The 26414-nt window shown below is 40.6% G+C and carries 27 protein-coding genes; 24 read left to right on the forward strand and 3 right to left on the reverse strand.

All coding sequences use genetic code 11. From position 1 onward, the window contains the following. Positions 1 to 52 precede the first annotated feature (52 nt). The 5 genes from QUF78_RS12160 (at position 53) to QUF78_RS12180 (ending at position 1671) form a co-directional block, all read left to right on the forward strand. A complete protein-coding gene (locus tag QUF78_RS12160; protein ID WP_289324852.1) occupies positions 53 to 181 on the forward strand; it encodes an FbpB family small basic protein in 129 nt (42 codons plus the stop codon). Between the two features lie 139 nt (positions 182 to 320). Then, positions 321 to 464: an acid-soluble spore protein N gene (locus tag QUF78_RS12165; RefSeq protein WP_057275900.1), complete on the forward strand. Its 144-nt coding sequence runs from the start codon at positions 321 to 323 to the stop codon at positions 462 to 464. Positions 465 to 528: 64 nt separating this feature from the next. Next, entirely contained in the window at positions 529 to 774 is a 246-nt protein-coding gene (gene tlp / locus QUF78_RS12170) for a small acid-soluble spore protein Tlp (protein WP_289324853.1), read from the forward strand. A 146-nt stretch (positions 775 to 920) separates the two neighbouring features. Continuing rightward, positions 921 to 1352: an acyl-CoA thioesterase gene (locus QUF78_RS12175; protein WP_289316625.1), complete on the forward strand. Its 432-nt coding sequence runs from the start codon at positions 921 to 923 to the stop codon at positions 1350 to 1352. A 25-nt stretch (positions 1353 to 1377) separates the two neighbouring features. Next, a complete protein-coding gene (locus tag QUF78_RS12180; RefSeq protein ID WP_289316624.1) occupies positions 1378 to 1671 on the forward strand; it encodes a hypothetical protein in 294 nt (97 codons plus the stop codon). A 37-nt stretch (positions 1672 to 1708) separates the two neighbouring features. Here QUF78_RS12180 and QUF78_RS12185 read toward each other — a convergent pair whose 3' ends face one another. Beyond that, the gene (locus QUF78_RS12185; RefSeq protein ID WP_289324854.1) at positions 1709 to 2005 is read right to left on the reverse strand and encodes a HesB/YadR/YfhF family protein; all 297 of its coding nucleotides are present in this window, start codon (positions 2003 to 2005) and stop codon (positions 1709 to 1711) included. A gap of 88 nt (positions 2006 to 2093) precedes the next feature. Here QUF78_RS12185 and QUF78_RS12190 point away from each other — a divergent pair, with 88 nt between their 5' ends. Both QUF78_RS12190 and QUF78_RS12195 read left to right on the forward strand, forming a co-directional pair. Continuing rightward, positions 2094 to 2582 carry an NUDIX hydrolase gene (locus tag QUF78_RS12190; protein WP_289324855.1) on the forward strand — a complete coding sequence of 163 codons (489 nt, stop codon included), beginning with the start codon at positions 2094 to 2096 and terminating at the stop codon, positions 2580 to 2582. Between the two features lie 295 nt (positions 2583 to 2877). Further along, complete coding sequence (locus QUF78_RS12195; protein WP_289324856.1) at positions 2878 to 3102, forward strand: hypothetical protein; 225 nt, start codon at positions 2878 to 2880, stop codon at positions 3100 to 3102. Positions 3103 to 3151: 49 nt separating this feature from the next. On the opposite strand, the gene QUF78_RS12200 is transcribed toward QUF78_RS12195, so the two are convergent. Beyond that, a complete protein-coding gene (locus QUF78_RS12200) occupies positions 3152 to 3295 on the reverse strand; it encodes a YycC family protein (protein ID WP_207438196.1) in 144 nt (47 codons plus the stop codon). A 330-nt stretch (positions 3296 to 3625) separates the two neighbouring features. On the opposite strand from QUF78_RS12200, the gene QUF78_RS12205 reads away from it, so the two are divergent. Further along, entirely contained in the window at positions 3626 to 4924 is a 1299-nt protein-coding gene (locus QUF78_RS12205; RefSeq protein WP_289324857.1) for a globin-coupled sensor protein, read from the forward strand. A 53-nt stretch (positions 4925 to 4977) separates the two neighbouring features. Here QUF78_RS12205 and plsY read toward each other — a convergent pair whose 3' ends face one another. Beyond that, entirely contained in the window at positions 4978 to 5565 is a 588-nt protein-coding gene (gene plsY / locus QUF78_RS12210) for a glycerol-3-phosphate 1-O-acyltransferase PlsY (protein WP_289316620.1), read from the reverse strand. A 511-nt stretch (positions 5566 to 6076) separates the two neighbouring features. On the opposite strand from plsY, the gene QUF78_RS12215 reads away from it, so the two are divergent. The 16 genes from QUF78_RS12215 to murQ all read left to right on the forward strand — a co-directional run bounded on the left by QUF78_RS12215 (position 6077) and on the right by murQ (position 26411). Next, positions 6077 to 6487 (forward strand): CoA-binding protein, encoded by a 411-nt coding sequence (locus tag QUF78_RS12215; RefSeq protein WP_289324858.1) that lies wholly within the window; start codon positions 6077 to 6079, stop codon positions 6485 to 6487. A gap of 384 nt (positions 6488 to 6871) precedes the next feature. After that, complete coding sequence (gene parE / locus QUF78_RS12220) at positions 6872 to 8857, forward strand: DNA topoisomerase IV subunit B (RefSeq protein WP_289324859.1); 1986 nt, start codon at positions 6872 to 6874, stop codon at positions 8855 to 8857. Beyond that, a complete protein-coding gene (gene parC, locus QUF78_RS12225; RefSeq protein WP_289324860.1) occupies positions 8847 to 11291 on the forward strand; it encodes a DNA topoisomerase IV subunit A in 2445 nt (814 codons plus the stop codon). Before parE ends, parC begins: the two co-directional genes overlap by 11 nt. 330 nt (positions 11292 to 11621) lie before the next feature. Further along, complete coding sequence (locus QUF78_RS12230; RefSeq protein ID WP_289324861.1) at positions 11622 to 13223, forward strand: long-chain-fatty-acid--CoA ligase; 1602 nt, start codon at positions 11622 to 11624, stop codon at positions 13221 to 13223. Between the two features lie 39 nt (positions 13224 to 13262). After that, complete coding sequence (locus QUF78_RS12235; RefSeq protein ID WP_289324862.1) at positions 13263 to 14414, forward strand: acyl-CoA dehydrogenase family protein; 1152 nt, start codon at positions 13263 to 13265, stop codon at positions 14412 to 14414. Positions 14415 to 14440: 26 nt separating this feature from the next. Then, complete coding sequence (locus tag QUF78_RS12240) at positions 14441 to 15616, forward strand: acyl-CoA dehydrogenase family protein (protein ID WP_289324863.1); 1176 nt, start codon at positions 14441 to 14443, stop codon at positions 15614 to 15616. Positions 15617 to 15636: 20 nt separating this feature from the next. Further along, positions 15637 to 16401 (forward strand): SDR family oxidoreductase, encoded by a 765-nt coding sequence (locus QUF78_RS12245; RefSeq protein WP_289324864.1) that lies wholly within the window; start codon positions 15637 to 15639, stop codon positions 16399 to 16401. An 18-nt stretch (positions 16402 to 16419) separates the two neighbouring features. Beyond that, positions 16420 to 16872, forward strand: coding sequence for a MaoC family dehydratase N-terminal domain-containing protein (locus QUF78_RS12250; protein WP_289324865.1), 453 nt, complete (start codon positions 16420 to 16422; stop codon positions 16870 to 16872). Beyond that, positions 16869 to 17270 carry a MaoC/PaaZ C-terminal domain-containing protein gene (locus QUF78_RS12255; RefSeq protein WP_289324866.1) on the forward strand — a complete coding sequence of 134 codons (402 nt, stop codon included), beginning with the start codon at positions 16869 to 16871 and terminating at the stop codon, positions 17268 to 17270. The genes QUF78_RS12250 and QUF78_RS12255 overlap by 4 nt, the downstream gene beginning before the upstream one ends. A 138-nt stretch (positions 17271 to 17408) precedes the next feature. After that, positions 17409 to 19097, forward strand: a complete 1689-nt coding sequence (locus tag QUF78_RS12260; RefSeq protein ID WP_289324867.1) for a sigma-54 interaction domain-containing protein — start codon at positions 17409 to 17411, stop codon at positions 19095 to 19097. Positions 19098 to 20556: 1459 nt separating this feature from the next. After that, positions 20557 to 21420, forward strand: a complete 864-nt coding sequence (locus tag QUF78_RS12265; RefSeq protein WP_289316610.1) for a branched-chain amino acid ABC transporter permease — start codon at positions 20557 to 20559, stop codon at positions 21418 to 21420. A 1-nt stretch (position 21421) separates the two neighbouring features. Next, entirely contained in the window at positions 21422 to 22417 is a 996-nt protein-coding gene (locus QUF78_RS12270; RefSeq protein ID WP_375088656.1) for a branched-chain amino acid ABC transporter permease, read from the forward strand. Continuing rightward, positions 22414 to 23184 (forward strand): ABC transporter ATP-binding protein, encoded by a 771-nt coding sequence (locus tag QUF78_RS12275; RefSeq protein WP_289324868.1) that lies wholly within the window; start codon positions 22414 to 22416, stop codon positions 23182 to 23184. Before QUF78_RS12270 ends, QUF78_RS12275 begins: the two co-directional genes overlap by 4 nt. After that, complete coding sequence (locus tag QUF78_RS12280; RefSeq protein WP_289324869.1) at positions 23177 to 23884, forward strand: ABC transporter ATP-binding protein; 708 nt, start codon at positions 23177 to 23179, stop codon at positions 23882 to 23884. The genes QUF78_RS12275 and QUF78_RS12280 overlap by 8 nt, the downstream gene beginning before the upstream one ends. A 21-nt stretch (positions 23885 to 23905) precedes the next feature. Further along, positions 23906 to 25087: an ABC transporter substrate-binding protein gene (locus tag QUF78_RS12285; RefSeq protein WP_289324870.1), complete on the forward strand. Its 1182-nt coding sequence runs from the start codon at positions 23906 to 23908 to the stop codon at positions 25085 to 25087. Between the two features lie 415 nt (positions 25088 to 25502). After that, positions 25503 to 26411, forward strand: a complete 909-nt coding sequence (murQ, locus tag QUF78_RS12290; protein WP_289327300.1) for an N-acetylmuramic acid 6-phosphate etherase — start codon at positions 25503 to 25505, stop codon at positions 26409 to 26411. Positions 26412 to 26414 lie beyond the last annotated feature (3 nt).

The following is a 26414-nucleotide window of genomic DNA, read 5'->3' on the forward strand; positions in this document are numbered from 1 at the left end:
ACATTAATTTGTCAATGCTGAATGATATACTAAAAATAAGTAGGTGAAAACCATGAAAAAAAGAAAAAGGACATTTGAAGAATTAATTAAAGAAAACAAAAAAGAATTGCTGATGGACCTGGAACAAATGGAAAGACTTGAGGAACGTCTTGAAAAAAAACATATGCAAAAGGCTGAATAAGTTTTGCAAAATATTTCGAAATAAGAGTCAGTGCCATGAAGGTCCCTTCAAAGTGCTGGCTCTTTTTTTTGGATTTTTCAAAAACTGGCATTCATGAATTTCCTCATTTATATCCATGATAAGAGAAGGAGGCGATAGAATGGGTAATCCAAAAAAAGATTCCAAACACTTTAGACCAAGCCATCTGGGGACACAACCAATAGCAGCAGGTGGGAATAACGGGAAGAAAATGCAGGACAAATCAGGGAAACATCCTCAAGTCATTCAAACTAAAGGTGAGTAATCAAGGGATTTTATAAAGTAATCGTAATAATATTATGTAAACAAAATAACATGAGGTGAAATTGATGGGCTCATATAAGCACAATCAGGATAACCGTTTGGATAATGTTGAAAAAATTCAAGATGCGATTCAAAATACAGAAGAAAACATAGTCGCAGCAAATGAAACGTTATCATTCTCTTCAGGGGCGGAAAAAGAGGCAATTAAGGACAAAAATGAACGAAGAAGAAAGAGCATTGATGGGATGAAGGAAGAAATGCAAGAAGAGCAAGAAGCACGGGAAAGCGGTTATAGTAACGATAATATTTAGCAAATAGGTAATGGGGAGAAAGAGGCGCGAAATCTTTCTCCCCTTCTTTATATTGCGAAGCAGACCGTTGAAACAGCTTAAATGAAATTTGAATAGTTATTATGGTAAAATGTTTATTGCAATAGACATGAAAGTGGGGAAACAAAATGTTCATAGCAGAAAACGAAATTGAAGTGCGGTATGCAGAGACGGATCAAATGGGTGTCGTTTACCATGCGAATTATTTTATATGGATGGAACTGGGCAGGACAAAATTGATAAATGATTTAGGTTTTTATTATGCTGATATGGAAGCGGATGGTATCCTCTCACCTGTTATGGATATTCAGGCTTCGTATAAAACCCCTGTCCGATATGGTGATAAGGTAAAGGTTAAAACCTGGATTGAAAAGTATGACGGCTTACGGGTCATTTATGGATATGAGATCGTTAATGGGAAAAATGAAGTGGCGGCTACAGGTCATTCTTCTCACGTTTGCGTTAAAAAGGAGAGCTTCCGCCCGATATCCATTAAACGCATGTTTCCTGATTGGCATGAGGCCTATGAAAAAAATAAAAAGCAGGATGAATTGGTTTAATAACAATTATTGAGGTGATCAAGAAATGGCTTTTGGGATTAAACGGGTAGACGTCGTAACCTGGAAACAGCGAATCGATCAAGGCCAAATAGCTTTTTTAACTCATTATTGGATCGATGACCGATTTCCTGGTTGCAAGACGGTTACAAAAGTGGGCTGCAAAGATTTAGGGCGTTTATCGGAGTGGGGTAAGAAATATGGCCTAAAAAAAGAGTGGATTCACCACAGGAAGGATGGTTACTCTCATTTCGATCTTCTAGGGGACAAGCAAAAGGAAATTCTTGAGGCAGAAGAAATTAAAGAGCGTCTGCTCGATTGAAACAAGAAAAAACAGCAGTTTACACCGCTGCGCATTGTCAAGCACCTTTTTCATAGTGAAATTCAGGTTCAGACAGTTTTTCGTTAAAGGTAATAATTAAATCATGGCCATCAAAGTACCAGATATCTTTCTCTTCTACATAGAAATTAATCTTATTCAATGTTGTTACGGCTCCTGTAGTTTCTGGTTCTTCTTGCATGATACCTAATGAAAAGCCGCTTTGGACGGAACTATGTCCACCATATCTTACATAAAAGCGCAAATGAGAGCCTTCTTGAAGCCCCAGTTCATCAATATACCACTTAGCTGCTTGATCGGAAATGGTAAGTTTCATAAAATTCTCCTTCCTGAGGTTCGTTATTTAAGTATAAAGTAATTATGAAGTAGATGCGAATAATGTGCGTTTTAGAAAGGAAACAACTATGGAGATCATATATAATATTTGTTTCATAACTCGAAAAATATCCAACGAAGTTGAAGTGTTGATGCTATTTCGCAAAAAGAATCCGAATAGGCATAAATGGAATGGAGTAGGTGGGAAATTAGAACAAGGTGAAACCATCGATGAATCGATGGAGCGCGAAATTCTTGAAGAAACTGGATTGAAGGTCAAGGGGTTGGCCTTTCGAGGGATTGTGACATGGAATCAAACGGGTGGAATGTATGTTTACCGAGCTGAAGATGCCGGGGGCGTGCTTGATGCCTGTGATGAAGGAGAACTTGCCTGGAAGCCATATCAATGGGTTATGGAGGCAGATGAAGTGGTGTCCAATATAAAGTATTATCTAAAAGATATTTTACAGGATGACCCACCACTGGAATTTGCCTGTATCTATGAAAATGAACACTTAATATCCGTCAAAAAGAAGCCTTTGCCTGATTTGGCAAAAGAATTGACTCTCACCATTTGAAAACCGCCCATGTGCGGTTTTTTTGCTGATTAGTAAGCTATATATCAAAAAGTGGCATAGGAGTACTCAGAATATAGGTACAATTAATGAGTTAAGGAAGATATATATCATATAAAAAGGATAAAACCGAAAAACTATATGGTATGAAGATATAGCGATAATACCATCTATTTAATTACCTTATATAGAGAATGCTGCTGATTTGCGGAAAACGGAGCTGTTAAAAGGGAGTAGGGATATGGTGTTGCTTTCATTATTATCATTATTAGCCTAAAAGGATATGTAAGGGTATGAGATGATTGTAAAGCTCAAACAGTTATTAAGTGATGGTTATTTACATTATAAAGAAGGGATGCTTTACCCAGCTTTAAAAAGGCGGGAAGAGAAAGAGAAATTAAAAAGACTTGTGGGATTCTTTAGAAGGATCGAAAAGGAAATACTATTATCCGACGAAATTTGGTGTTACCCAGTTTCAAGGTCAATGGAAGGAATGGAACGGATTTCAATAACTAATCAGTAAGGTCGTCCAAAACATATGGACACACAAAAATAGCTGCAGATTCCTGCAGCTATTTTGTATTTTCTTTTGCTTCAGCTTCTGCAAGCTTTCTCAGCAAGATTGGGGTAGGCATATGCATGATTTGCTCTAAAGGCAAGTTAAGCGACTTGGATAACTTTAATGCCGTTTCCGGTGATATTTGCAATGGCTTCATGGCACTTTCTCCTATCGATGGTTATTAGCTAGTTCCAGTGTAGCCTTTGTTCTACAATTATACAATCCTTACTTGACCATTTCTCGATCAAATAAAATCCATGCTTTACATATGAATGGAAGTTATCGTAAGAATTTTCAGTATATTTTACCTTGACATAGAGTGTGGTTGAAGGCAGAATAGGATAAGTGGTAGTCCGGATGGACTATAAATACCATTTGTAATTCATGCATTTTTATTTAATTTCAATAAAACGGGTACAAAGATTCATGTTGATTTGATGGTTAAGATTGGCCTTATTGCGAATTACATGATCAGGGGGATTAGGAAATGGGGATTTTCATGAAAGCTAAGCCGGAAAAAGCAATCTGGCTGCAAAAAGCAAAAGAGACGGATGGTGTATTGGATGTAAGCAGTGAACAGGTGAGACTTCAGGTAAATATCATTGATTTAAAAGAATTCGATTTAAAGCTGATTCATGCTTTTAGGGAGGCAATCGAACCTAAGGTCGAAAGTGTTGTGGATTCCTTTTACCAAACGATTCTGCAAGTTCCGGAATTGAAAGGGATAATCACGGAGCACAGTACAGTGGAAAAATTGAGAAAAACGTTAATTTCTCATATGCTATCATTATTCAATGGTGTGATCGACGATGAATTTGTTGCATTGCGAACGAAGGTGGCGAAGACTCATTATCGAATTGGATTAGAGCCACGTTGGTATTCATCCGGTTTTCAAAATGTACAGAATTTTTTGCAAAAGATTGTCTTTGAGCAAACCAAGAATGAAGAAGAGCAGCGTGCATTGATATCAGCGATAGGAAAAATACTCAATCTCGAACAGCAGTTAGTCATTGAAGCCTATGAAGCGGAAAATTTAAAAGCAAGGGAAAATAAATACAAAGAAATCAAGGAGGAAGTGAAAAAGAAAATCTCATTGATTAGTGAAGAAGTACTATTATTAAGTAAAGAAACGGATGTATCCGTTAAACAATTGATAGAAAATGGGCATTTTGTCAAAGCGCAGATCGTAATGCGTGCTAATCTATCACTTCGTTCAAGAACGATAGCTGAAGAGGGTCAGGATCGTATGCAGATCATGACGGAAAAGATACAAAACCTTGTTATATTCATGAAAAATGTTGATGAAAACATCGGTTTGTTAAACCAATCCTTCCTAACCATTACCGAGTTTGTAAAGCTTGTACAGGGGATAGCCGACCAGACAAATTTACTCTCATTGAACTCAGCCATCGAGGCAGCACGTGCAGGTGAACATGGTAAAGGATTTGCAGTTGTTGCGAATGAAGTCAGGAAGCTTGCTGAACAGACTAAAACTTCAATCACTGAAATAGATGCAATCGTCCATACTTCCGGTGAATATATGAAAGAAGTTGTTGAATCAGTCCAAAGGGTCAAGGCGGTCGTTCAAGCAGGAGAGGAAGAATCTGAGTTAACCGAAAAGGCCTTCAATGAAATAATCGGAGTGATCGAAGGGAATATAACGGATTCAAATGAAATGGAAAGGACAATTCAGGAATTAGTATCAGTCATCCAGGAAATCGGAAACTCTACGGAAAAGGTGTCAGGGCATGCCAGTATACTGAATAACACGGCAAATCAACTGTAGAATGGAAATAAGCCCGTGTATAAGGGCTTATTTCGATGGACATTATGATCCTCTTACAACCATTTTACTTTTGGTTCAGTTTTATTGATAATCCGCTTGATGTTTGCACGATGCCGGTAAAAAATGAAAATCGTTAATATACCGATTACAATAATAAGCGGCCAATCCCCGGCATGAAACACTAAACTGTAGATGAGAGCAAGTAGAGAAGCAATCATGGAAGAAAGCGAGACATATTTGGATATGTATAAGGATATAAAGAATATGATAACGGCAAAGACAAAAAACAATGGTTCATAAGCAAGAATGACACCAGCTGAAGTTGCCACCGCTTTCCCGCCACGAAAGTTAGCGAAAATGGGAAACATATGACCGATGACTGCAAAAACGCCGGCTAGCAATAAATGCATTTCCACGCCTAACAAGTACGGAAGAAACGTTGCTAGGGTACCCTTAAGTATATCCATGATGGTAACGGTAAGCCCTGCTTTGACACCTAGTGTCCTGAAGGTATTTGTGCCGCCTAGATTTTTACTGCCATGCTCCCGAATGTCGATTTTGTAAAAGGTTTTACCTATTATTAAACCGGAAGGAATCGAACCGATCAGGTAGGCTGACAGTAGAGTGATAAATGTAAACATTCTATGACCCTTTCTTTAAAGAAAAATCTTCTTTTTTATCACGTTTAAGAAGCTGATTATTCCTTTTTTCAAAAATAAACGTGTAGAAATAGCTAAAAACAGCCTTAAAATACCTGTTAAGCTTCTCTTATTGTAACATTTTCGTGACAAAATGGTACGGCTGTCCAAAAAAAAATCCACTGAAAAAATGAATTTTCCTTGATGATCTTATATCTTTTGATATACGTTAAGTTCATGAAGGGTTAAAGGTTTACGCTTCCTTATTTTCGTGAATATAAATTGATGGAAGCCTCTTTGTATAAATTATTACAATACGTGGTAGTCTGTATGAACAGAAAGACAGTTAAGATAAGTTAAGTTAAGTGGGTCACACCTTTTCGAAACATATTCTTTCTTGTATAATGGTCTTTCTTAATAAAGGTAATAAACAGCTTTTCTCTTAAATAATACCCGTGTTAAGGAATATTCTATATGCAAATATTACACTTTATTATAAAGGGGATTGAAAAGAATGATGGAGAATCCAAGCAGAGAAGAAATGGGTCAGATGTTGAAAAAATCAAAGCGCATCGCTGTCGTTGGTTTATCAAATAACCCTGAGCGAACTTCTTATATGGTATCAAAGGCCATGCAGGAAAGCGGTTATGAAATCATCCCGGTAAACCCTGCTGTATCTGAAGTGCTAGGTGTCAAGGCTGTAAAAGCCCTGAAAGATATTGAAGGGCACATTGATATCGTCAATGTTTTCCGCCGTTCAGAGTTCCTTCCAGAGATTGCTAAGGAATTTGCAGAAATCGATGCTGATATCTTTTGGGCACAGCTAGGGGTGGAAAATGAAGAAGCCTATAATTTTTTAAAAGAAAAAGGATATACTGTCATCATGAATCGATGCATTAAAGTCGAACACGCCCTTACTAAGTAAAATGAAAAGAGCGGAACTTCCGCTCTTTTTTAAGGATGGCAGTGTCTCAACCAGAGAAATAGTGGGGATTGAGCTTCAGGGCAAATTTAAGCCATTTAAGCTTAATTTGATTAAAATAGTAAAAGTATATTTGCCAAATGAAAATTTACCGCTACAATTAGAAAGGTAGCTATGATACGTTTTCAAAAAAGTGACCAGTTCCAAACAAAGGTGCTAACGCTAATAAAAGGGACGAAAAAAATAGAACACTTGTTCTTTGTTCGTGAAAGTATTATACTTTTTATATGATATTAACGTATGAATGAATTTGTTAAGCTAGTGAGTCATTTCATTGCAGTATGATTTGGCCCGGAAATTGTGTTTAGTAAGGAAAGGGGAATTTCTGTGGCAAAGAAAGTAAAAACAATCGAGTACAATGATGATGCAATTCAGGTACTGGAAGGACTCGAAGCGGTCAGAAAACGTCCCGGTATGTATATCGGCAGTACTGATGCACGCGGACTTCATCATTTAGTGTACGAGATTGTCGATAACTCCGTAGATGAGGCTTTGGCTGGATATGGAGACCAAATTAGTGTGAAAATACATAAAGATAACAGTGTAAGTGTGTCAGATAAAGGCCGTGGAATGCCTACCGGTATGCATAAATTGGGTAAACCGACGCCTGAAGTCATTTTGACGATTCTTCATGCCGGGGGGAAATTTGGACAAGGCGGTTATAAAACGAGTGGAGGCCTTCATGGGGTTGGTGCTTCGGTCGTTAACGCGTTGTCTGAATGGCTTGTCGTGACGATCAAAAGGGACGGGTTCATCTACGAACAACGTTTTTTCAATGGCGGCAAGCCGGAAACCACCCTGGAGAAAATCGGTAAAACCAATCAAGCTGGTACCAAAATCCACTTCAAGCCCGATCCAAAAATATTTTCGGTGACAACGTTCAATTATGATATCCTATGTGAGCGTCTTCGCGAATCAGCTTTTCTTTTAAAAGGCATGAAGATAGATTTGACGGATGAACGAAACGATCATAATGAAACTTTTCACTATGAAAATGGAATTGAAGCGTTTGTGGATTACTTAAATGAGGAAAAAGAGACCCTCCATAGTGTAGTCAGCTTAGAAGGGGAACAAAATGGGATAGAAGTCGATCTCGCCTTTCAATTCAACGATGGGTATTCAGAAAATATTTTAAGCTTTGTAAATAACGTTCGAACAAAAGACGGCGGCACCCATGAGATTGGCGCAAAAACGGCCATGACACGGGCATTTAATGATTATGCCAGAAAAATGGGGCTATTGAAGGAAAAAGATAAAAACCTCGAAGGTACCGATATACGTGAAGGCTTGTCTTCAATAATTTCTGTTCGTATCCCAGAAGAACTTCTTCAATTCGAAGGACAAACCAAGAGCAAGCTTGGAACTAGTGAAGCCCGTTCTGCAGTCGATTCCATCGTGTCAGAGCACTTAGCCTACTTTTTTGAAGAAGATCCGACCACGAGTACACTATTGGTTAAAAAAGCGATTAAAGCGTTCCAGGCCCGGGAAGCTGCGCGCAAAGCCCGTGAAGATGCAAGAAGCGGAAAGAAACGGAAAAAATCTGACGCCATCCTTTCAGGGAAATTGACACCAGCTCAATCGAAAAATCCCGAACGGAATGAATTATATCTCGTGGAAGGGGACTCTGCTGGAGGATCCGCAAAACAAGGGCGCGATCGCCGATTCCAAGCAGTACTGCCATTACGGGGTAAAGTTATCAATACGGAAAAGGCAAAACTAGCGGATATTTTTAAAAACGAGGAAATAAATACGATCATCCATGCTATCGGTGGAGGTGTCGGGGCGGAGTTCAATACGCCGGACACCAACTATGATAAAGTTATCATCATGACTGATGCCGATACGGATGGTGCCCATATCCAAGTGCTGCTGCTGACTTTCTTTTATCGCTATATGAAGCCGTTGATAGAGGCAGGAAAGGTTTACATTGCCTTGCCCCCTTTATATAAAGTGAGTAAAGGGACCGGGAAGAAAGAAGTCATTGAATATGCTTGGAGCGACGAGGAACTTCAGGGAGCGATAGACAAGGTAGGGAAAGGCTATATGATTCAGCGCTATAAAGGGCTGGGTGAGATGAATGCCGATCAATTATGGGATACCACCATGAACCCGGAAACTAGGACATTGATACGTGTGAAGATCGATGACGGTGCCCGTGCAGAAAGACGAGTGACAACGTTGATGGGAGATAAGGTCGAACCGCGCCGTAAATGGATTGAAGCCAATGTCGCTTTTGGTCTCGAAGAGGAATCGAATATTTTAGATAATGAAAATATGTCGATTGAAGAGGAGGTCAATAACGATGGTATTTGAAGAAACGTTTCGAGATTTGCCGCTAGAAGAGGTAATTGGGGACCGCTTCGGGCGTTATAGTAAATATATTATCCAGGATCGGGCACTGCCGGATGCAAGGGACGGATTAAAGCCAGTTCAGCGCAGGATATTGTATGCGATGCATGTAGAAGGAAATACACAGGAAAAAGGATTTAGGAAATCTGCAAAAACGGTCGGTAATGTAATTGGTAACTATCATCCTCATGGCGATTCATCTGTTTATGAGGCAATGGTCCGGATGAGCCAAGACTGGAAGCTGCGAAAGGTCATGGTTCAAATGCACGGAAACAACGGTAGTATTGATGGTGATCCGCCTGCTGCGATGAGGTATACAGAAGCAAGGCTATCATCGATTGCCTCCGAGATGTTACGAGATATTGAAAAAAGGACGGTCGATTTTGTACCGAACTTCGATGATACTTCGGAAGAACCTATTGTTTTGCCAGCGATGTTTCCTAACTTGCTTGTAAACGGATCCACAGGAATTTCTGCCGGTTATGCCACTGAAATCCCGCCACATCAAATAGGTGAAGTCATTGATGCTGCCATAATGCGAATCGATAAGCCTGAAGCGACAGTCGCTGACTTAATGACGGTCATTAAGGGGCCGGATTTCCCTACAGGCGGTATCATTCAAGGAATTGAAGGCATTCGTAAAGCCTATGAAACAGGTAAAGGGAAAATAATCATTCGCGGGTTGGCGGAAGTTGAAACGATTCGCGGCGGCAAACAGCAAATCGTCATCACTGAAATCCCTTATGAAGTCAATAAAGCGAACCTTGTCAAGAAAATGGATGAGTTCCGTCTTGACCGGAAAGTGGAAGGTATCGCTGAAGTAAGGGATGAAACGGACCGTACAGGACTGCGTATCGTCATTGAACTGAAAAAGGAAGCGGATGCCAATGGCGTCCTGCATTATTTATATAAAAATTCCGATCTTCAAATTGCTTACAATTTTAATATGGTCGCGATTTATAAAAAGCGGCCGACATTGATGAGCCTGCCAAAAATGCTAGATGCTTATATCGATCACCGTAAAGAGGTAATCGTGAACCGCTCCCGTTATGAGTTGCAAAAAGCTCATGACAGGGCACATATTGTCGATGGTTTAGTGAAGGCTTTATCTATATTGGATGAAGTCATCGCTGTAATCCGTGCCTCTAAAGATAAACGGAATGCCAAAGATAATCTCATCGCTAATTTCGCATTTACAGAAGCTCAAGCTGAAGCCATTGTCTCCTTACAGTTATATAGGCTGACAAATACGGATATTACAGCGCTTGAAGCAGAGGCAGCGGAATTGAAGAACAAAATTGAGGAATTGACCAAGATTCTTGGCAGTGAAAAAGTTCTTTTTCAAGTTATAAAAAAAGAACTTCGATTCATTAAAAAAGGTTTTGATGACGGCCGGCGTTCCAAAATCGAAAAAGAAATTGAAGAAATCAAAATTAATCTTGAAGTCTTGATTGCGAGTGAAGATGTGATGGTGACCGTGACGAAAGAAGGCTATGTCAAACGGACTTCATTACGGTCTTATGCAGCATCAGGCGGTCTTGATTTTGGCATGAAGGATTCCGATCGCCTGCTCCAGAGGCTGGAGATGAATACGACAGATGTCCTGTTACTGTTCACATCAAAAGGAAACTTCCTCTATTGTCCAGTTCATCAGCTTCCTGATATTCGTTGGAAGGAAACCGGTCAGCATATCGCGAACATCATACCTATCGACAGGGAAGAACAAATCATAAAAGCGATTCCTATCAAAGATTTCACCCTGCCGCAATTCTTAGTGTTCATCACTAAAAATGGTATGGTGAAAAAGACTGAAATAGCTTCCTACAAAGCCCAGAGACATTCAAAACCACTGGTCGGTGTCAATTTAAAAGGTGATGATGAACTGGTCGATGTCCATCATACCGATGGACAGGCAGACCTTTTCCTAGTCACGCATAATGGCTATGGTTTATGGTTTGATGAAGAAGAAGTAAGTGTTGTAGGTGTCCGGGCAGCAGGAGTCAAAGGGATTAATTTGAAAGAGGATGACTATGTCATTGGCGGTAAGGTTTTAGCCAAGGATAGTAAAGAATCAATCCTTATCGTTACCCAGCGCGGAGCCATCAAGAAAATGAAATTAACCGAGTTTGAGAAAACGAGCCGGGCAAAACGCGGTGTCGTGGTCTTGAGGGAATTGAAATCGAATCCTCATAGGGTCATTGGATTTGATACCATCAACAAAACTGATAGTCTATTCATTCTTTCTGAAAAGGGAACCATTGAAACGATCCACGCCGCTTCATTAAAGAATCATGATCGATACACGAATGGATCATTTGTTTTTGATGAAACGGTTAGTGGAAAAGCGAAAGAACTGTGGAAGATATCATTGGAAGATGACTCCGCCATAGAGCAGTGAATCATTTTTTTATAGGGATGCTGATCATAATCAGCATCCCTTTTTATTTTTTTCACAAAAGAACAGTCCTATAAGAAAATAATCCCCGCATATCCCCATTACAGGTTGAGTCCTTTTACGAGAGTAACCTTTTAAGTCAAAAATGACTTATTGAGTCAATTTTAAATCCTAGCATTGCGAGCCATATATTTCTAATGGGACAACAAATAATTCAATTTTGAATTTTAATATTAACAGAATCTACATAACATAACGATTTATTTTTGGCACACTCCTTGCATATTGTTAGTATGACTTCTTTATTTTTTGAATGAAGAAAGGGGAGGACCAATGGATAGACCTTGGAAAAAGCATATCCCGCCCGGAAATCCACTGGAGATTGATATTCCTGAAATGTCTTTAACAGAACTATTTTATCAATCAGTCGAACAATATTCGGATAAAACAGCGGTTACGTTCATGGAGCAAAGGTATACATATTCAGAGTTAGGGAACTTAGTGAAAAAATGTGCCCGCTTGCTTGCTGATGAAGGGATTAAAAAGGGGGATCGTGTGGCTCTTATGCTTCCTAATTGTCCCCAATATCCGATTGGTTTTTTCGGAACTCTTTTGAATGGAGCAATAGTTGTCCAAATCAATCCGATGTATAAGCAAAACGAATTAATACATGTCCTGAAAGACTCAGGTGCAAGGCTCATCATTGTGCTCGACGAATTATTGCCAATAGTTGAAGCCGTAATGGCTGAAACCGATGTTGAAAAGATGTTGTGTGTGTCTCTGGAAAAAGGTAAATGTGAAATGATAAAAAAGCTGCTATCAGTAACAGAGGCGGATTTCACAGTGCGGATTGAACCCTCCGAAGATGTCGCCGTTCTCCAATATACAGGAGGAACGACAGGGCGTTCTAAAGGGGCGATGCTAACCCATGGTAATATCGTTGCGAATACGCTGCAAAGTGCAGCTGCTTCAAGAATAAATACTCAAAAGGGGAAGGAAAGGGTACTTGGAGTTTCCCCATTATTTCATGTTTACGGGATGACTTCAGGGATGAACCTGACATTTTATAATGGTGGAGAATTAATTCTTGTATCCCGGTTTGAGGTGACGGAAATCGTCGATATTATCAATAAACTTAAACCGACCATTTTTCCAGGGGTACCAACGATGTATATTGCTTTATTACAATATTACCAGTCCCAACCATTTGATTTGCATACATTGAAATCTTGCGTTTCAGGTTCGTCACCATTGCCATTGAATGTATTGTCAAGGTTTAACGAATTGAGTGGAACAAAGATTGCAGAGGGCTATGGCCTGTCCGAGGCGTCACCAGTCACTCACCGAAATCCAGTTAGCGGTCTCCAGAAATCTGGAAGTATCGGGATTCCTTTACAGAATACTGATGCCGCCATAATTGACAGTATTACAGGAGAACCATCCCTCTTGGTTGATACACCAGGTGAATTGGTCATAAAGGGTCCACAGGTAATGAAAGGCTATTGGGGCATGCCTGAAGAGACGCGAAATACGATTCAAAACGGATGGCTTCATACCGGTGACATTGCCAAGATGGATGAAGATGGCTTCTTTTACATTGTGGGACGCAAGAAAGAAATGATCATCGCAGGCGGATTCAATATTTATCCAATTGAAATTGAAGATATTCTCTACAGCCATCATAAGGTTCTTGAAGCTGCCGTCTTTGGCGTTCCCGATCAATATCGCGGTGAAACGGTACATGCTGCGGTAGTTTTAAAGCCAAGTGAAAGGATAACTGAAAACGAGTTGAAAGATTATTGCCGAAAACAGCTCGCTGCCTTTAAAGTCCCAAAAATAATCACATTTGAAAGTGAACTTCCGAAGACAGCGGTCGGTAAAATCTTGAAACGCAAGCTTCAAGAAAAACATATCGCTTATTCGGATAAAATATGAAAGCGTTAACAATCAATTCGCGGATAAAGGGGAATGAAAATGGACTTTCGCTTAGATGAAGACATCCTGCTATTAAAAGAAAATATAAGACAGTTTATCGAAGAGCAAATCGATCCTTTTTCCATGCAGATAGAGGATGAAGATCATATCCCGGAATCGATCATTAATTTATCGAAGGAAATCGGGTTATTCGGACTTAGTATCCCGGAAAATTATGGTGGGCTCGGAATCGGAATGGTAGGGAAATGTGCTTTATATGAGGAAATCGGCAAAACACATAATGGATATACCACTCTGATTGGGGCCCACACAGGTATAGGGACAGTAGGGATAGTTGAAATGGGCAATGAAATGCAAAAGGAAAAGTATCTTCCAGATATGGCAAGCGGTAATAAAATTGGCGCATTTGCTTTAACTGAGCCTGCAGCGGGGTCCCATGCGACGAATCTCAAAATGACGGCTGTCAAAAGTGGCGATAAGTATATCCTAAATGGGACTAAGCATTATATAACGAATGCAGATGTAGCGGATATTTTTACAGTTATGGCCGTAACGGACAAAGATAAAGGGGCAAAAGGAATCACTTCATTCATAGTAGAAAAGGATTTTCCTGGTTTTAGAGTTGGTAGCCTGGAAAGGAAAATGGGACTACGAGGCTCACATTCGGCCGAATTGGTTTTTGAAGATTGCGAGGTTCCGGCTGAAAATGTACTGGGGGACGTTGGTCAAGGGTATGTAAATGCATTGAAAATCCTTGCAAATGGCCGGGCAGGCCTTGCGGCACGAAATTTGGGGTCCTGTCAATACCTGCTGGATCTATCTACTAAATATGCCACCGAACGTGAACAATTCGATGTTCCTATCATTGATCATCAAGCCGTATCTCATATGATTGCCGAGATGGCAATGGAAATAGAAGCACTTCGCTCATTCACATACCGTGTCGCATGGATGGTCGATCAGAAAGAAAAAATCATTAAAGAAGCGGCAATGCTTAAGTTGTATGGTTCAGAAGTATATAATCGTGTCGCTGATAAGGCCGTTCAGATTCATGGCGGGATGGGATACATGAAGGATTATCCAGTTGAACGTTTCTATCGGGATGCCCGAATCACTAGAATATATGAAGGCACATCCGAAATCCAAAAAAATATCATTACTGGGCAATTGAAGAGAAAATATCAAAACTAGTCTAATTGGAAAGTGGAGGGGTTAAAATGGATTTACGATTATCGGATGAACAAAAAATGGTACAAAAAACAATACGCAAGTTTGTGGAAAATGAATTGATTCCCTTGGAAAATGAAGTACTACGGAATGAAATGGCTGGAAAACCTAGTTTACCAGAGGGGACATTAAAAGAATTACAGGAAAAAGCAAAAAAAGCTGGGTTTTGGGGCATCAATACTCCGGAGGAATTTGGTGGGGCAGACTTAGGACAGCTTATGATGGCCATTGTCTTGATGGAAGTATCAAAAACGTTTGTACCATTCAGCTTTGGAGGTTCGGCGGACAATATTCTTTATTATGGTAATGAAGAACAGAAAAAGAAATATCTGATCCCTACGATTAACGGGGAGAAAAAGTCCTGTTTTGCCATGACGGAGCCGGGAGCAGGGTCCGATACGCGAAATATTAAAATGACGGCAGTAAAAGAAGGGAACGAATGGGTGCTTAACGGGGAAAAAACTTTCATTACAGGAGGAAACGATGCCGATTTCGTCATGGTCATTGCTGTAACCGACAAAGAAAGTCATCAAGCAACCGGAACGGAAGGGGTAACTTGTTTCATTGTAGACCGTGATATGGGCTGGAGATCAGAATATATCAATACGATGGGAGAATGGGGACCGGCCGGTTTGGTTTTTGATAATGTCAGGGTACCTGAAGAAAACATTTTAGGGGAAGTGCATGGCGGTTATAAACTAGGCTTGGAATGGATTGGGTTTGCAAGATGGATTGTGGGGGCGCGCGCTGTCGGTTCTGCAGAAAGATTGCTGCAAATGGCTATAGAATACGCTAAAGAACGTGTTACATTCGGTAAACCGATTGCTGAGCGACAGGCCATTCAATGGCAGATTGCTGATTCGGCTGTAGAAATCGAAGCTGCAAGATGGCTTGTTTTGAATGCAGCTTTCACACTTGATAATGGAGAAGACAATCGCCATTTAGCTTCAATGGCTAAACTCTATGGAGCGAATATGGGGAATCGGGTCGTTGATCGCGTATTGCAGATACACGGTGGCATGGGTTATACGAAGGAGCTTCCTATTGAACGTTGGTACCGTGAGGCTAGGCTTTGGAGGATTTATGATGGCACGGATGAAATACAGCGGATGATCATTTCCCGAAATTTGATTAAGGGACATGTTAAATTAGGACAATTCTTATAATAGATTAGGAGGAAACGATTATGACAGGGAGATTTACAGGGAAAACGGCTTTAGTTACGGGTGGAAGCAGAGGGATTGGCCTGGCGATCGTCGAACTATTTGCAAGCGAAGGCGCAAATGTAGCCATTATCGATATCAACGAAGAGGTTTTGACATCAACAGGAAATGAATTAAGGGATAAGGGTTACACCATTTTTACAAAAGTGGCCAATGTGGTCAATTCCGAAGAAGTGGAAGCATCCATTAGAGAAATAGCCGACACATTCGGCTCCCTTGATATCCTCGTGAATAATGCGGGGGTCATCCGAGATAATCTACTTTTTAAAATGACCGATTCAGATTGGCAAACGGTGATGGATGTGCATTTAAAGGGTACCTTCAATGCAGTACGTTCCGCCCAGAAGCATATGGTTGCAAATAAATACGGAAGAATCATCAATATATCATCCACCTCCGCCCTTGGGAATCGTGGGCAGGCTAATTATTCAGCTGCAAAAGCCGGGCTTCAGGGGTTAACAAAAACACTAGCGATCGAACTTGGAAAATATGGAATAACGGCTAATTCGGTCGCACCAGGTTTTATCGAAACCGAAATGACGAAAGAAACAGCCAGGCGGGTGGGAGTGAGTTTTGAACAATTCATCCAGGATAGGGCAAACAGTATTCCTGTTGCTAGAAGCGGTTTGCCAAGTGATATTGCTCATGCTGTTGCATTCTTTGCTGATGAAGCATCCTCATTCATTAGTGGACAGGTTTTATATGTCGCAGGCGGTCCAAAAAATTAAGGGAAAAGGCGGGATGTTATGTTCAACGAAAGTATTGGAAAACGATCCAAACCCGTTAAAAATATGGTTGAACGGAGTGCCGTTAAAAAATTCGCATTATCGATTGGTGATCCCCACCCGATTTTCATCGATGAAGAAATAGGCAGGCAATCAAGGTATGGAACGAATATCGCACCACCAACTTTCCCAAGGGTTTTTGATTTTGGGTCGATCGAAAGCTTAAACCTCCCGAATAAAGGGTTGATTCACGGCGAGCAGATATATCGCTACAACAGGCCGCTGAAGGTAGGGGAAGAAATCACCTGTTATACGGAAGTGAAAGACTATTATGAGAAAAAGGGAAAACAAGGGGAAATGGGATTTCTAGCCTTTAAAAATTATGGGACGGATGCGGATGGGGAAATTGTCTTCACTGCTGAACAGCTTGTCATTATCAATGAAACGATCAGAAGGATGGTGATGAGTAAGTGACGACATTAACCGAACTTCATATTGGTGACTCGTTACATTCAATTGAGCTTGAACCTGTAACGCGTTTGGATCTCATTAAGTACGCTGGTGCATCAGGTGATTTTAATCCCATTCATACGATTGATGAGGAAGCAAAAAATGCTGGTCTTCCCGGTATCATCGCACATGGAATGTGGACGATGGGAAACCTCGCAAAGATTTTCAGTAATCTTTATGAAATCGGATTTATCGAAGAATACAAGATTCGTTTCAAAGGTATGGTTTTCTTGAATGATGTCATAACTCTTCAAGCCGATCTAAAAGAAAAAAGTGGGGATAGATATTTTTTCAATGTAGCGGCCACTAACCAGTCAGGTAAGGAAGCGATCAGTGGAGAGGTTATTTTTAAGGCCTACTAAGGGAAAGTAGTGATGAAAGTTATTTCATCACTACTTTTTTTAGGAACGAAATTCGACAATTTTAAAGGGATTTCGAATTTTATCCAGAATTGTACTTAAAAAGAATTCTTTTTGCGGCGGTGAATAGTATTGAATCAAGTGAAACAGGATTCTCAGTTTAATTTGCTCAAAGAGTGGACCTTTCCTGCACTAGTCGTGGATTCTGCAAACCGGATAAAGGATTGGGGCTATTATTTTAATCAATTGTTAGGTCAGAATGGTAATAAAATATTAACCAAACAATTCGATGAGTGGCAATTTCTCGATAATAAAAGGCTTGCAGCTGCAAGGCTGCGTGATAAACGGTATTTATTTTTATTGATGAAACAAATGGATACTGACAATATTCTATATATAGGCAGAGAAACACAATTTTTGGATGATTTATTGATTGATGCTCATGAAACGGATAAGTTGAATCGCGCTCTGGATGCCATTATCGAAAATTCCTATGATGGGATATACATCACCGATCAAGATGGAATCACCCTTTATACCAATTCGGCAATTGAACGGATCACTGGCATTCCAAAAGAGTATTATATAGGCAAGTCGGTGGACCAATTGATTAAGCGCGGCATCCTGAATGCTTCGGTGACGCATAAGGTAGTGAAGCTGAGACGAACGGTATCAGTCGTACAGGATAATTTTGCTGGAAAAGAAACATTGATTACAGGAAGTCCCGTTTTTAATGCGGCAGGGGAAATAGAGCAAGTCGTTACGAATATAAGAGATTTATCAGATTTAAATGAACTGATGCATGAGTTGACGAAAGTTAATGAATTGAATAATCAATATAAGCAGGAAATAGAAAAACTGCGGAAGATAACAAGCCAGGATGGCGTCGTATTCGTCAGTGATAAGATGAAAATGATTTATGAGATTGCTGAAAGAATATCGGATATTGATGCGACCGTACTCATTTTAGGAGAAACGGGCGTTGGAAAAGATGTCCTTGCCCGTAATATTTATAATCGGAGCATCCGATCTAAAAAAGGAGATTTCATCAAAATAAATTGTGGGGCAATTCCTGCTGATTTATTGGAATCCGAGCTCTTTGGATATGAAGGAGGGGCATTTACCGGTGCCAATCAAAAAGGTAAACCAGGGATGTTTGAGCTGGCGGAAAGTGGGATCTTGTTCTTGGATGAAGTCGGTGAGCTTCCCCTGCAACTTCAAGTGAAGCTGCTTCGGGCCCTTCAGGAAAGGGAGATTCAAAGAATCGGAGGTACAAAGCCAAAGAAAATCGATGTTCGCATAATCGCAGCCACGAACCGGAATCTATCGGAAATGGTCAAATCGGGCGATTTTCGTGAAGACCTCTTTTATAGGCTGAATGTCATTCCGATTACGATTCCTCCCCTAAGGGAAAGAAGAGAAGATATCTTGGCATTGATTGACCTATTTTTAACAAAGGCAAACGAACAATATAAATTCTCAAAAGAAATAGATTCGAGGCTGAAGGAATACTTTTATCAACATGATTGGCCAGGAAATGTCCGTGAATTGATTAATATAGTGGAAAGGCTCGTCGTACTGACGGATAATCATTTATTATCGATTAACGACCTTCCAGAAGAATATCAGCCGGAAAATCGGAATCAGCCCAACCGTAATTCTTCCCTAACTTTAAAGGAAGCGGTGGAAAGAGCCGAAAAGGAAATCCTGACGAAAGCGGCTCAAACCTACCAAACTACATATGAAATCGCAGAAGCCCTTGATTCCAGCCAGGCAACAATTGTGCGGAAACTTAAAAAATATCGATTGAAGGTCAGTGGAAAAGAATAGGTAAGTATGAAATGCACCTCCCATTGTTGGACACCATCCAACAATGGGAGGTGCATTTTTTTTGACTAAATACCGGATAGGCGAAAAATTACATGGAGTTAAGTACTTGGAAGGGGAAAAATTTTATAGATCCATCGCAGATGAAAGAAATGTAGTTTTATCCATCTAATAAGATGGGTGACTTGCTATCTAGTAGACGGGATGGGGGGAATTGCCTTATTAAAGATTGTTATTTACTTTTTTCTAATATTCAAATAAATAAGGAAAAATATTATTGTGTTAGCAAGATCAAGGTAGGGTTTTAAATTATCCAGAATATATACAATCATGAAATCACCTTCTTTTTTCAATAAGTAGTCTCCAACCAATATTTGTCTTTGGCAACCCTTGTATATACTCAAGAAACGTTCAACTTGGAATTTTGAGATGCTCAATACTTAATCTCCCCCCATATGCACTGTAATTTAATGTCTCCGTACCTCATGGGCTTCTATTGAACAGTACTGAGTTCTAACTTCATCACATCAGAGATACCAACATCAGTAAGAAACATAGAACTCATTACTGAATAACGAAGTAATATTCTTTTCATGAATAAACTACCTCAACTTGGTAAGGAGCCTTCTTTACAAGAACAACAGATAGATAATTACCACATATTTTGTTCATATCAAAAATTACCCCCGAAAAAATTTCGTTTTTAATGTTGCTTTTTGTGCATGATTACCTCCTATTGCGAGAAATAAATGTAGTTGTGAAGGGTATTTTTAGATACTTGTCTTTTTATTTCTTCATTCTGATTCTTTTACTGATTCAGAAATGATTTTTTCAGTCAAAAGTGAATGATGGATAACCCATATGGAACCCATACATTTGGTTTTTACAATTCAATAATGAATTCACACTGCTGGGAATAGGCGGTTGGACAGTGTGTTACTTATGGCACGGCACTTGCATTCATAATAGGAAATTAAATCTATCTACGGAAGAACCTGTAGAAAGTGCGAGGTGAAAGGGGTGAACGATCCAGACGATTACCGTGGGGAAACTGTTAATCAGAGAAGAAGGAATCAGTGGCTATCCCTAAAAACAGCATAGGCATTTCAGATAATCGTATCGCCTGGGATTCATTAGGCAGAAAGAATAAGGACTTAAAAACGTTAGGTGCATGTACTGAAATAAGTAGTCATTATAAATGAAAGCGCTAACAAGAACCCGAGTGGTGTTATCCGCTACTCCTAAGCTATATCTGTAGGCGGAAAGAATAGGGAAATAAACAGTGTCTATCTAATTGATCGATGATTGAGTTACTGCTCCTCCTCGAGAGGTTGAGCCAGTGAGGAATAAGTGAAAGTGTTTTTCGTCGCAGAAGTGTGCTTTCAAAATATGGACAGGAATGTGGGCCAGGGAATGAATCTAGGAGCAAAGTGAAATTCAATAATTATCAGGGAGGAAGTAAATGGATATTTTGATCCAGCAGCTTTTTAATGGTTTGACGATTGGCAGCGTATATAGTCTTGTTGCCCTGGGATTGACGCTAGTATATGGAATTTTGCATATCCCGAACTTTGCCCACGGTGCCCTATATATGTTGGGTGGATATATCACGTTGTCAATGATGACATTATATGGGGTCAATTACTGGATTGCCATGTTTGTATCCGTTATCGTTGTTGGTTTGTTGGGAGTCCTTTTGGAACGTTTCGTGTTTCGTCTGTTAAGGGAGGCACCTCCATTGCACGATAAGATAGCAGCAATCGGCATTCTCCTTTTTCTTGAAGCTTTTGCCCAATTTGTCTGGGGTGCAGACTTCCATACAATGACTTCTCCATACGGCCAAGTCGTCAACTTCATGGGCTTGACGTTCACACTACAGCGGTTATTGATCATCGTGTCAGCTATCGCAGTAATGGTTTTACTTTATCTTTTCCTTAAGAAAACTTATACCGGGTCAACGATAATAGCTATGTCCCAAAGCCGTGAAGGTGCGTCATTAGTGGGAATCAACATTAATAAAGTCGCGATGCTGACCTTCATGATATCGGGTGGTTTAGCTGCCATCGCTTCATCCCTTGCATCACCGATTAACCTTGTTTTTCCCGGCATGGGGCATTTAGTCATCCTAAAAGCATTCGTCATTATCATCTTGGGCGGGATGGGGAGCATCCCGGGGGCGATCGTAGGCGGATATATCCTAGGTTTTAGTGAGAGCCTGGGCGCAACTTATATTTCAAATGATTATAAGGACATCATCGCATTCATTCTTTTAGTCGTGATATTAACCGTGAAACCAACAGGTCTTTTTGCCAAGGGGGAGAGGTAGCGTGAAGATCTTAACGAAAAGAAATGGAATCATCGCTCTTATCATCTTTGCATTTTCATTCCCCTTTATCGCGCAAAACGACTATTATCTCCATATGCTGACGCTTTCGTTCATCTGGGCGATAGCTGTTTATGGGATTAATTTACTGTCAGGATATACTGGATATCTCTCACTTGCACATGCTGGATTTTTTGCCATTGGAGCATATTCACTTGGGCTGCTGACGGTAAAAGCGGGAATGAACTTTTGGTTGGCACTTGTAACGGCATGTTTAATCACATGTGCAATTGGGTTTTTAATCGGATTGATAGCGTTGAGGACAAAGGAACACTTTTTCGCGATTTATACCCTATGTGTTGGTTACATCATATATCTGGTCATCGATAAATGGGAGGGGCTTACAGAAGGGGTTAGGGGATTGATCGGTATTCCTGCTCCTGGAAATATAGGTCCAATCGCATTTGATACTGCAGCATCACAATATTATTTGGTCCTCATTTTCCTGCTTGCAGTGATTTTGATCGTGTATCGAATTATCCGCTCGTTGACCGGCAGGACGTATATGGCCATCAGGAACAGCGAGGACCTTGCACAAACGATAGGCATATCCACAATGAAGAATAAGTTAACCGCATTTGTCCTATCCACATTCTTTGCAGGTTTAGCAGGTGCCTTGTATGCTTCATTCATTCGCTTCATTGGACCTGATATCGGATCAACTGCCATAATGTTCGATCTATTGATGTATTTATTGGTTGGTGGAATCGGGACACTCTCAGGTCCATTGGTAGGTACATTACTATTAGTTATCCTTTCGCAGAATCTGCAATTCCTTCAAGAATATCGAATGTTGATATTCGGACCATTGCTTACGATAATCATCATCTTTTATCCGCGCGGAATCTCAGGGGCCATCTTTGATTGGCAAAACAAGCGAAAAGTTAATAAGCGGTCCAAGGTGAGAAACGAAATTCACATGAAAGCGGAGGAGGGATGAGTTTGCTTATCGAAACGAGGAATTTGACAAAGCGGTTTGGCGGATTAGCGGCGGTCAATAATGTGGATTTTATGATTGAAAAAGGCAGAATCAATGCAATAATCGGACCGAATGGTGCAGGAAAATCAACTTTTTTCAACTTGATCAGTGGCTTTCATCGCCCAACTTCAGGTACGGTCCTTTTTAAAGGGATAGATATCACCAAACTTCCTGCCAATGAAATTGCAGGGCTTGGAATTTCAAGGACCTTTCAAACGACAAGCCTTTTTGATCAATCGACCGTCTTGGATAATGTCATTGTCGGGCATAGACTGCGTACCAAATCCAATTTGGTTGATGCCATTCTAAGAACAAACCGTTTAAAACGGGAGGAAGCGGCATGCAGGGATAAGGCAATGGAGGTGCTTGATATTGTTGGATTGACGCAATCTGCTGACAGAATGGTCTCCAGCATCTCGCAGGAGGAAAAGAAACGGACAGCCATTGCCCTTGCCCTTGCAACGGAACCGGAAATTATCTTTCTCGATGAACCTGCTGCGGGAATCAACCCGGATGAAACGGAAGGTTTGACAGAACTGATTAAAAAATTAAATCGATCAGGACTGACCATTTGTTTAATCGAGCACAAAATGCATATGATCATGAACTTGGCAGATCAAATCATGGTCCTTAATTACGGGGAAAAAATTGCCGAGGGCACCCCTAAGGAGATCCGCGGAAATGAAGCGGTGATTAAAGCCTATTTGGGAGGTAGTGCCAGTGCTTAAGTTAACCGATGTCGCCGTGAATTATGGGAGTTTCACTGCGATAAAACATGTGAATATCGAAGTTGCCAAGGGAGAAATCGTAGTTTTGTTAGGAGCTAATGGGGCAGGGAAAAGCACGACTTTTCGTTCCATAAGCGGTATCAGTAAGCTGTCCAAGGGGGAAATTCATTTTCAGGGCATGCCCATAGGGGGCCGTGCCCCGGATAAGAATGTTCTGGAGGGAATAGTCCAGTGTGCCGAGGGACGTAAACTATTTCCACAGATGACCGTCCAGGAAAACCTGAGGATGGGTGCCTATGTGCATCGAAAGAAAAAGGCGGAGATCAAGGATTCCTTGGAATACGTCTATCATTTATTCCCGATTTTAAAAGAAAAGCATCATGATGAAGCGGGAAGCCTGAGCGGAGGTCAACAGCAAATGCTGGCAATTGGAAGGGCCTTGATGTCGAAACCCAAATTGTTGATGCTTGATGAGCCTTCGGTGGGACTGGCTCCACTTATTGTCGAACAGATGTTTCAAGTCATTGAAGAAATAAACCGGGAAGGAATCACGATCCTGCTTGCGGAACAAAACGCGAATGCTGCCCTTAGCATTGCAGATAAAGGATATGTTTTTGGAAATGGGGAAATTGTCGTTCAAGGGACAGCCAGTGATTTATTAGCCAATGATGAAGTAAGGAAAGCATATATTGGAGCCTGAAAAATTGAATGGGGGATTTTTATGAAAAAATTGAAAGTAATATTTGTCTTCATGCTGCTAATGATCACTGTTTTGACTGGGTGCAATAAAGGGGATAGCACTGTGTCTAGTAGTGGCGGTAAAGGTAAAAGTGAAAATGTCGTTAACATTGGTTTTAGCGGTCCATTAAGCGGGGCAGCAGCGCTATATGGGAAAAGGACATTGAATGGTGTCGAAATGGCCGTCAATGAAATTAACGATGCTGGTGGTTTTGAAGTGGATGGTAAGAAATACACATTGAATTTGGTATCATTGGATGATAAATACTTACCAAATGAAACAGGTGCGAATGCAAAACGGCTAATTCAGGAACATGATACGCCGATCATTTTCACGCCTCATAGCGGAGGTGTGTTGGCACTGCAGGTTTTTAATGAACAAGAGGAATTCATCATTGGTGCTTATACGAGTGAACCGACAGTGACCGAGAGTGGAAATTCATTAACCGTTCGAATTCCGCCGAATTACGAAGGGTATATCGAACCTTTTACAACTTACGCAATGGAAAATTTCGGCAAGAAAATAGCCGCTTTACCTACTTCCTCCCAATATGGTAAAGACTGGACGGAAGCCGTTCTCCCACATTGGGAAAAGCAAGGCGGTAAAGTCGTTTATAATTCGTCGATCGATTTCGCCAAAGAAACCGATTTCTTCACGATCGTTACCAATGCCTTGAAAAAAGACCCTGATGTTCTATTTATCGGTGGTGCTTCGGAACCTACGGCAAAAGTAGCGAAGCAAGCTCGGGAGCTAGGGTTTAAAGGCGGTTTCATCATAATGGATCAAGCAAAGCTAGATCAAATGAAGCCGATTGCCGGTTCATATGAAACATTGGAAGGCTCGATTGGCGTTCTTCCACTGATGGATTCGGATGAAGAAGCAGTTCCCGCTTTCGTTGAGAAATATCAAAAGAACTATAAGGAAGATCCAAGTTCCGAAGTAGGTTTGAATTATATCGCCATGTATGCCTTTGTTGAAGCTATGAAATCTGCAGGCAGTGTGGATGATGCGAAGGCTATCCGTAAACATATGCAGGATGGTCTTTCAAATATAGGGCCAGATCAAAAAATATATGATATTCCCTCAATTGATGAAAATGGAGGATTTGCATCAACTATTGTCGTCGGCGCTGTCGAAGACGGGAAAGTTGTCCCCGTCCGTTAACTGGGTCAGGGGTTGCAGGCGTCCCGAGTCCTTTGAGTAAACCAGTTTAGCATTTTGTTATAGTACTTATGCGTGTATCGTACCCAAGTTTGGGAACGGTACACGTTTTTTTATTGTCGGAAAAATCAGGAGTGCAATATTACAAAACTAGAGGTTTCTATGGGTAAATCATTACACGCAGAAGGCGGCTATAGATGCATCCATTTCCCCAGGATGTAATGAAATTTTATTTGATTCCAAATAAGGAGATTGCCTGTGTGGGGTATTTTAAGGGAATGAATAATGTGAATTTTACAAAAATATCTTGTGTCAAAGTAATGAAACCGCTATCATTGAATATAATATGAAATATAATTTCATTATTTTCTATCAAATTTTGAAATTATATTTAAGCAATAGGAGGATTTGATTGTCTATGGAAGAACATCTGCGTTCGTTAACGACTGAATTACGGAACGAAGGGACGATGAATATCGATAGTGTAAATACGATGGAAATCATTTCAGCAATCAATAAAGAAGATTCAAAGGTGGCAGCAGCGGTACAGGAGGTTTTGCCAGAAATAAAAACGGTAGTTGAATGGGCTTACGAATCGTTAAAAAAAGGTGGGAGACTCATATACATCGGAGCAGGAACGAGCGGAAGACTCGGTGTTCTGGATGCCGTGGAATGTCCACCTACTTTCAGTACCCCGCCTGATAGGGTGCTGGGAATTATTGCAGGAGGGGAAAAGGCATTTGTTCGGGCTGTTGAAGGAGCGGAGGATAAAGAAGAGTTTGGGGAATCTGATTTAATTGACGTGAACCTTACAGCAAATGATACGGTAATAGGCATTGCGGCAAGCGGCCGTACCCCTTATGTGAGGGGCGCTTTACGTTATGCAAGGAAAGTTGGGGCTAAAGCGGTGGCTTTATCATGCAATAAAAACGCGAGCATCACAGAAGCAGCTGATATAGGGATTGAAGTGGTGGTCGGACCGGAAGTGTTAACGGGATCCACGAGAATGAAAGCGGCAACCGCACATAAAATGGTACTCAATATGATTTCAACAGCAACCATGATCCGCTTGGGAAAAGTCTATGAAAATCTGATGGTTGATGTAAATGTCAGTAATCAAAAACTGAAGGACCGTGCGATAGGCATCATAGAAACTGTAACGAATGCTGACTATGATCAAGCTTTGAATACGCTTGAAAAGGCAAATAATCAAGTTAAACCAGCGATTGTCATGATAAAATCGGCAACAGATTATCAAAAAGCAATCGAGTTACTGGAAAAGGCTGATGGAGATGTCAGAAAAGCCATCTCGATCCATAAAGATTAAGGA

The organism is Peribacillus sp. ACCC06369 (assembly GCF_030348945.1).
Classification (GTDB): Bacteria; Bacillota; Bacilli; order Bacillales; family DSM-1321; genus Peribacillus.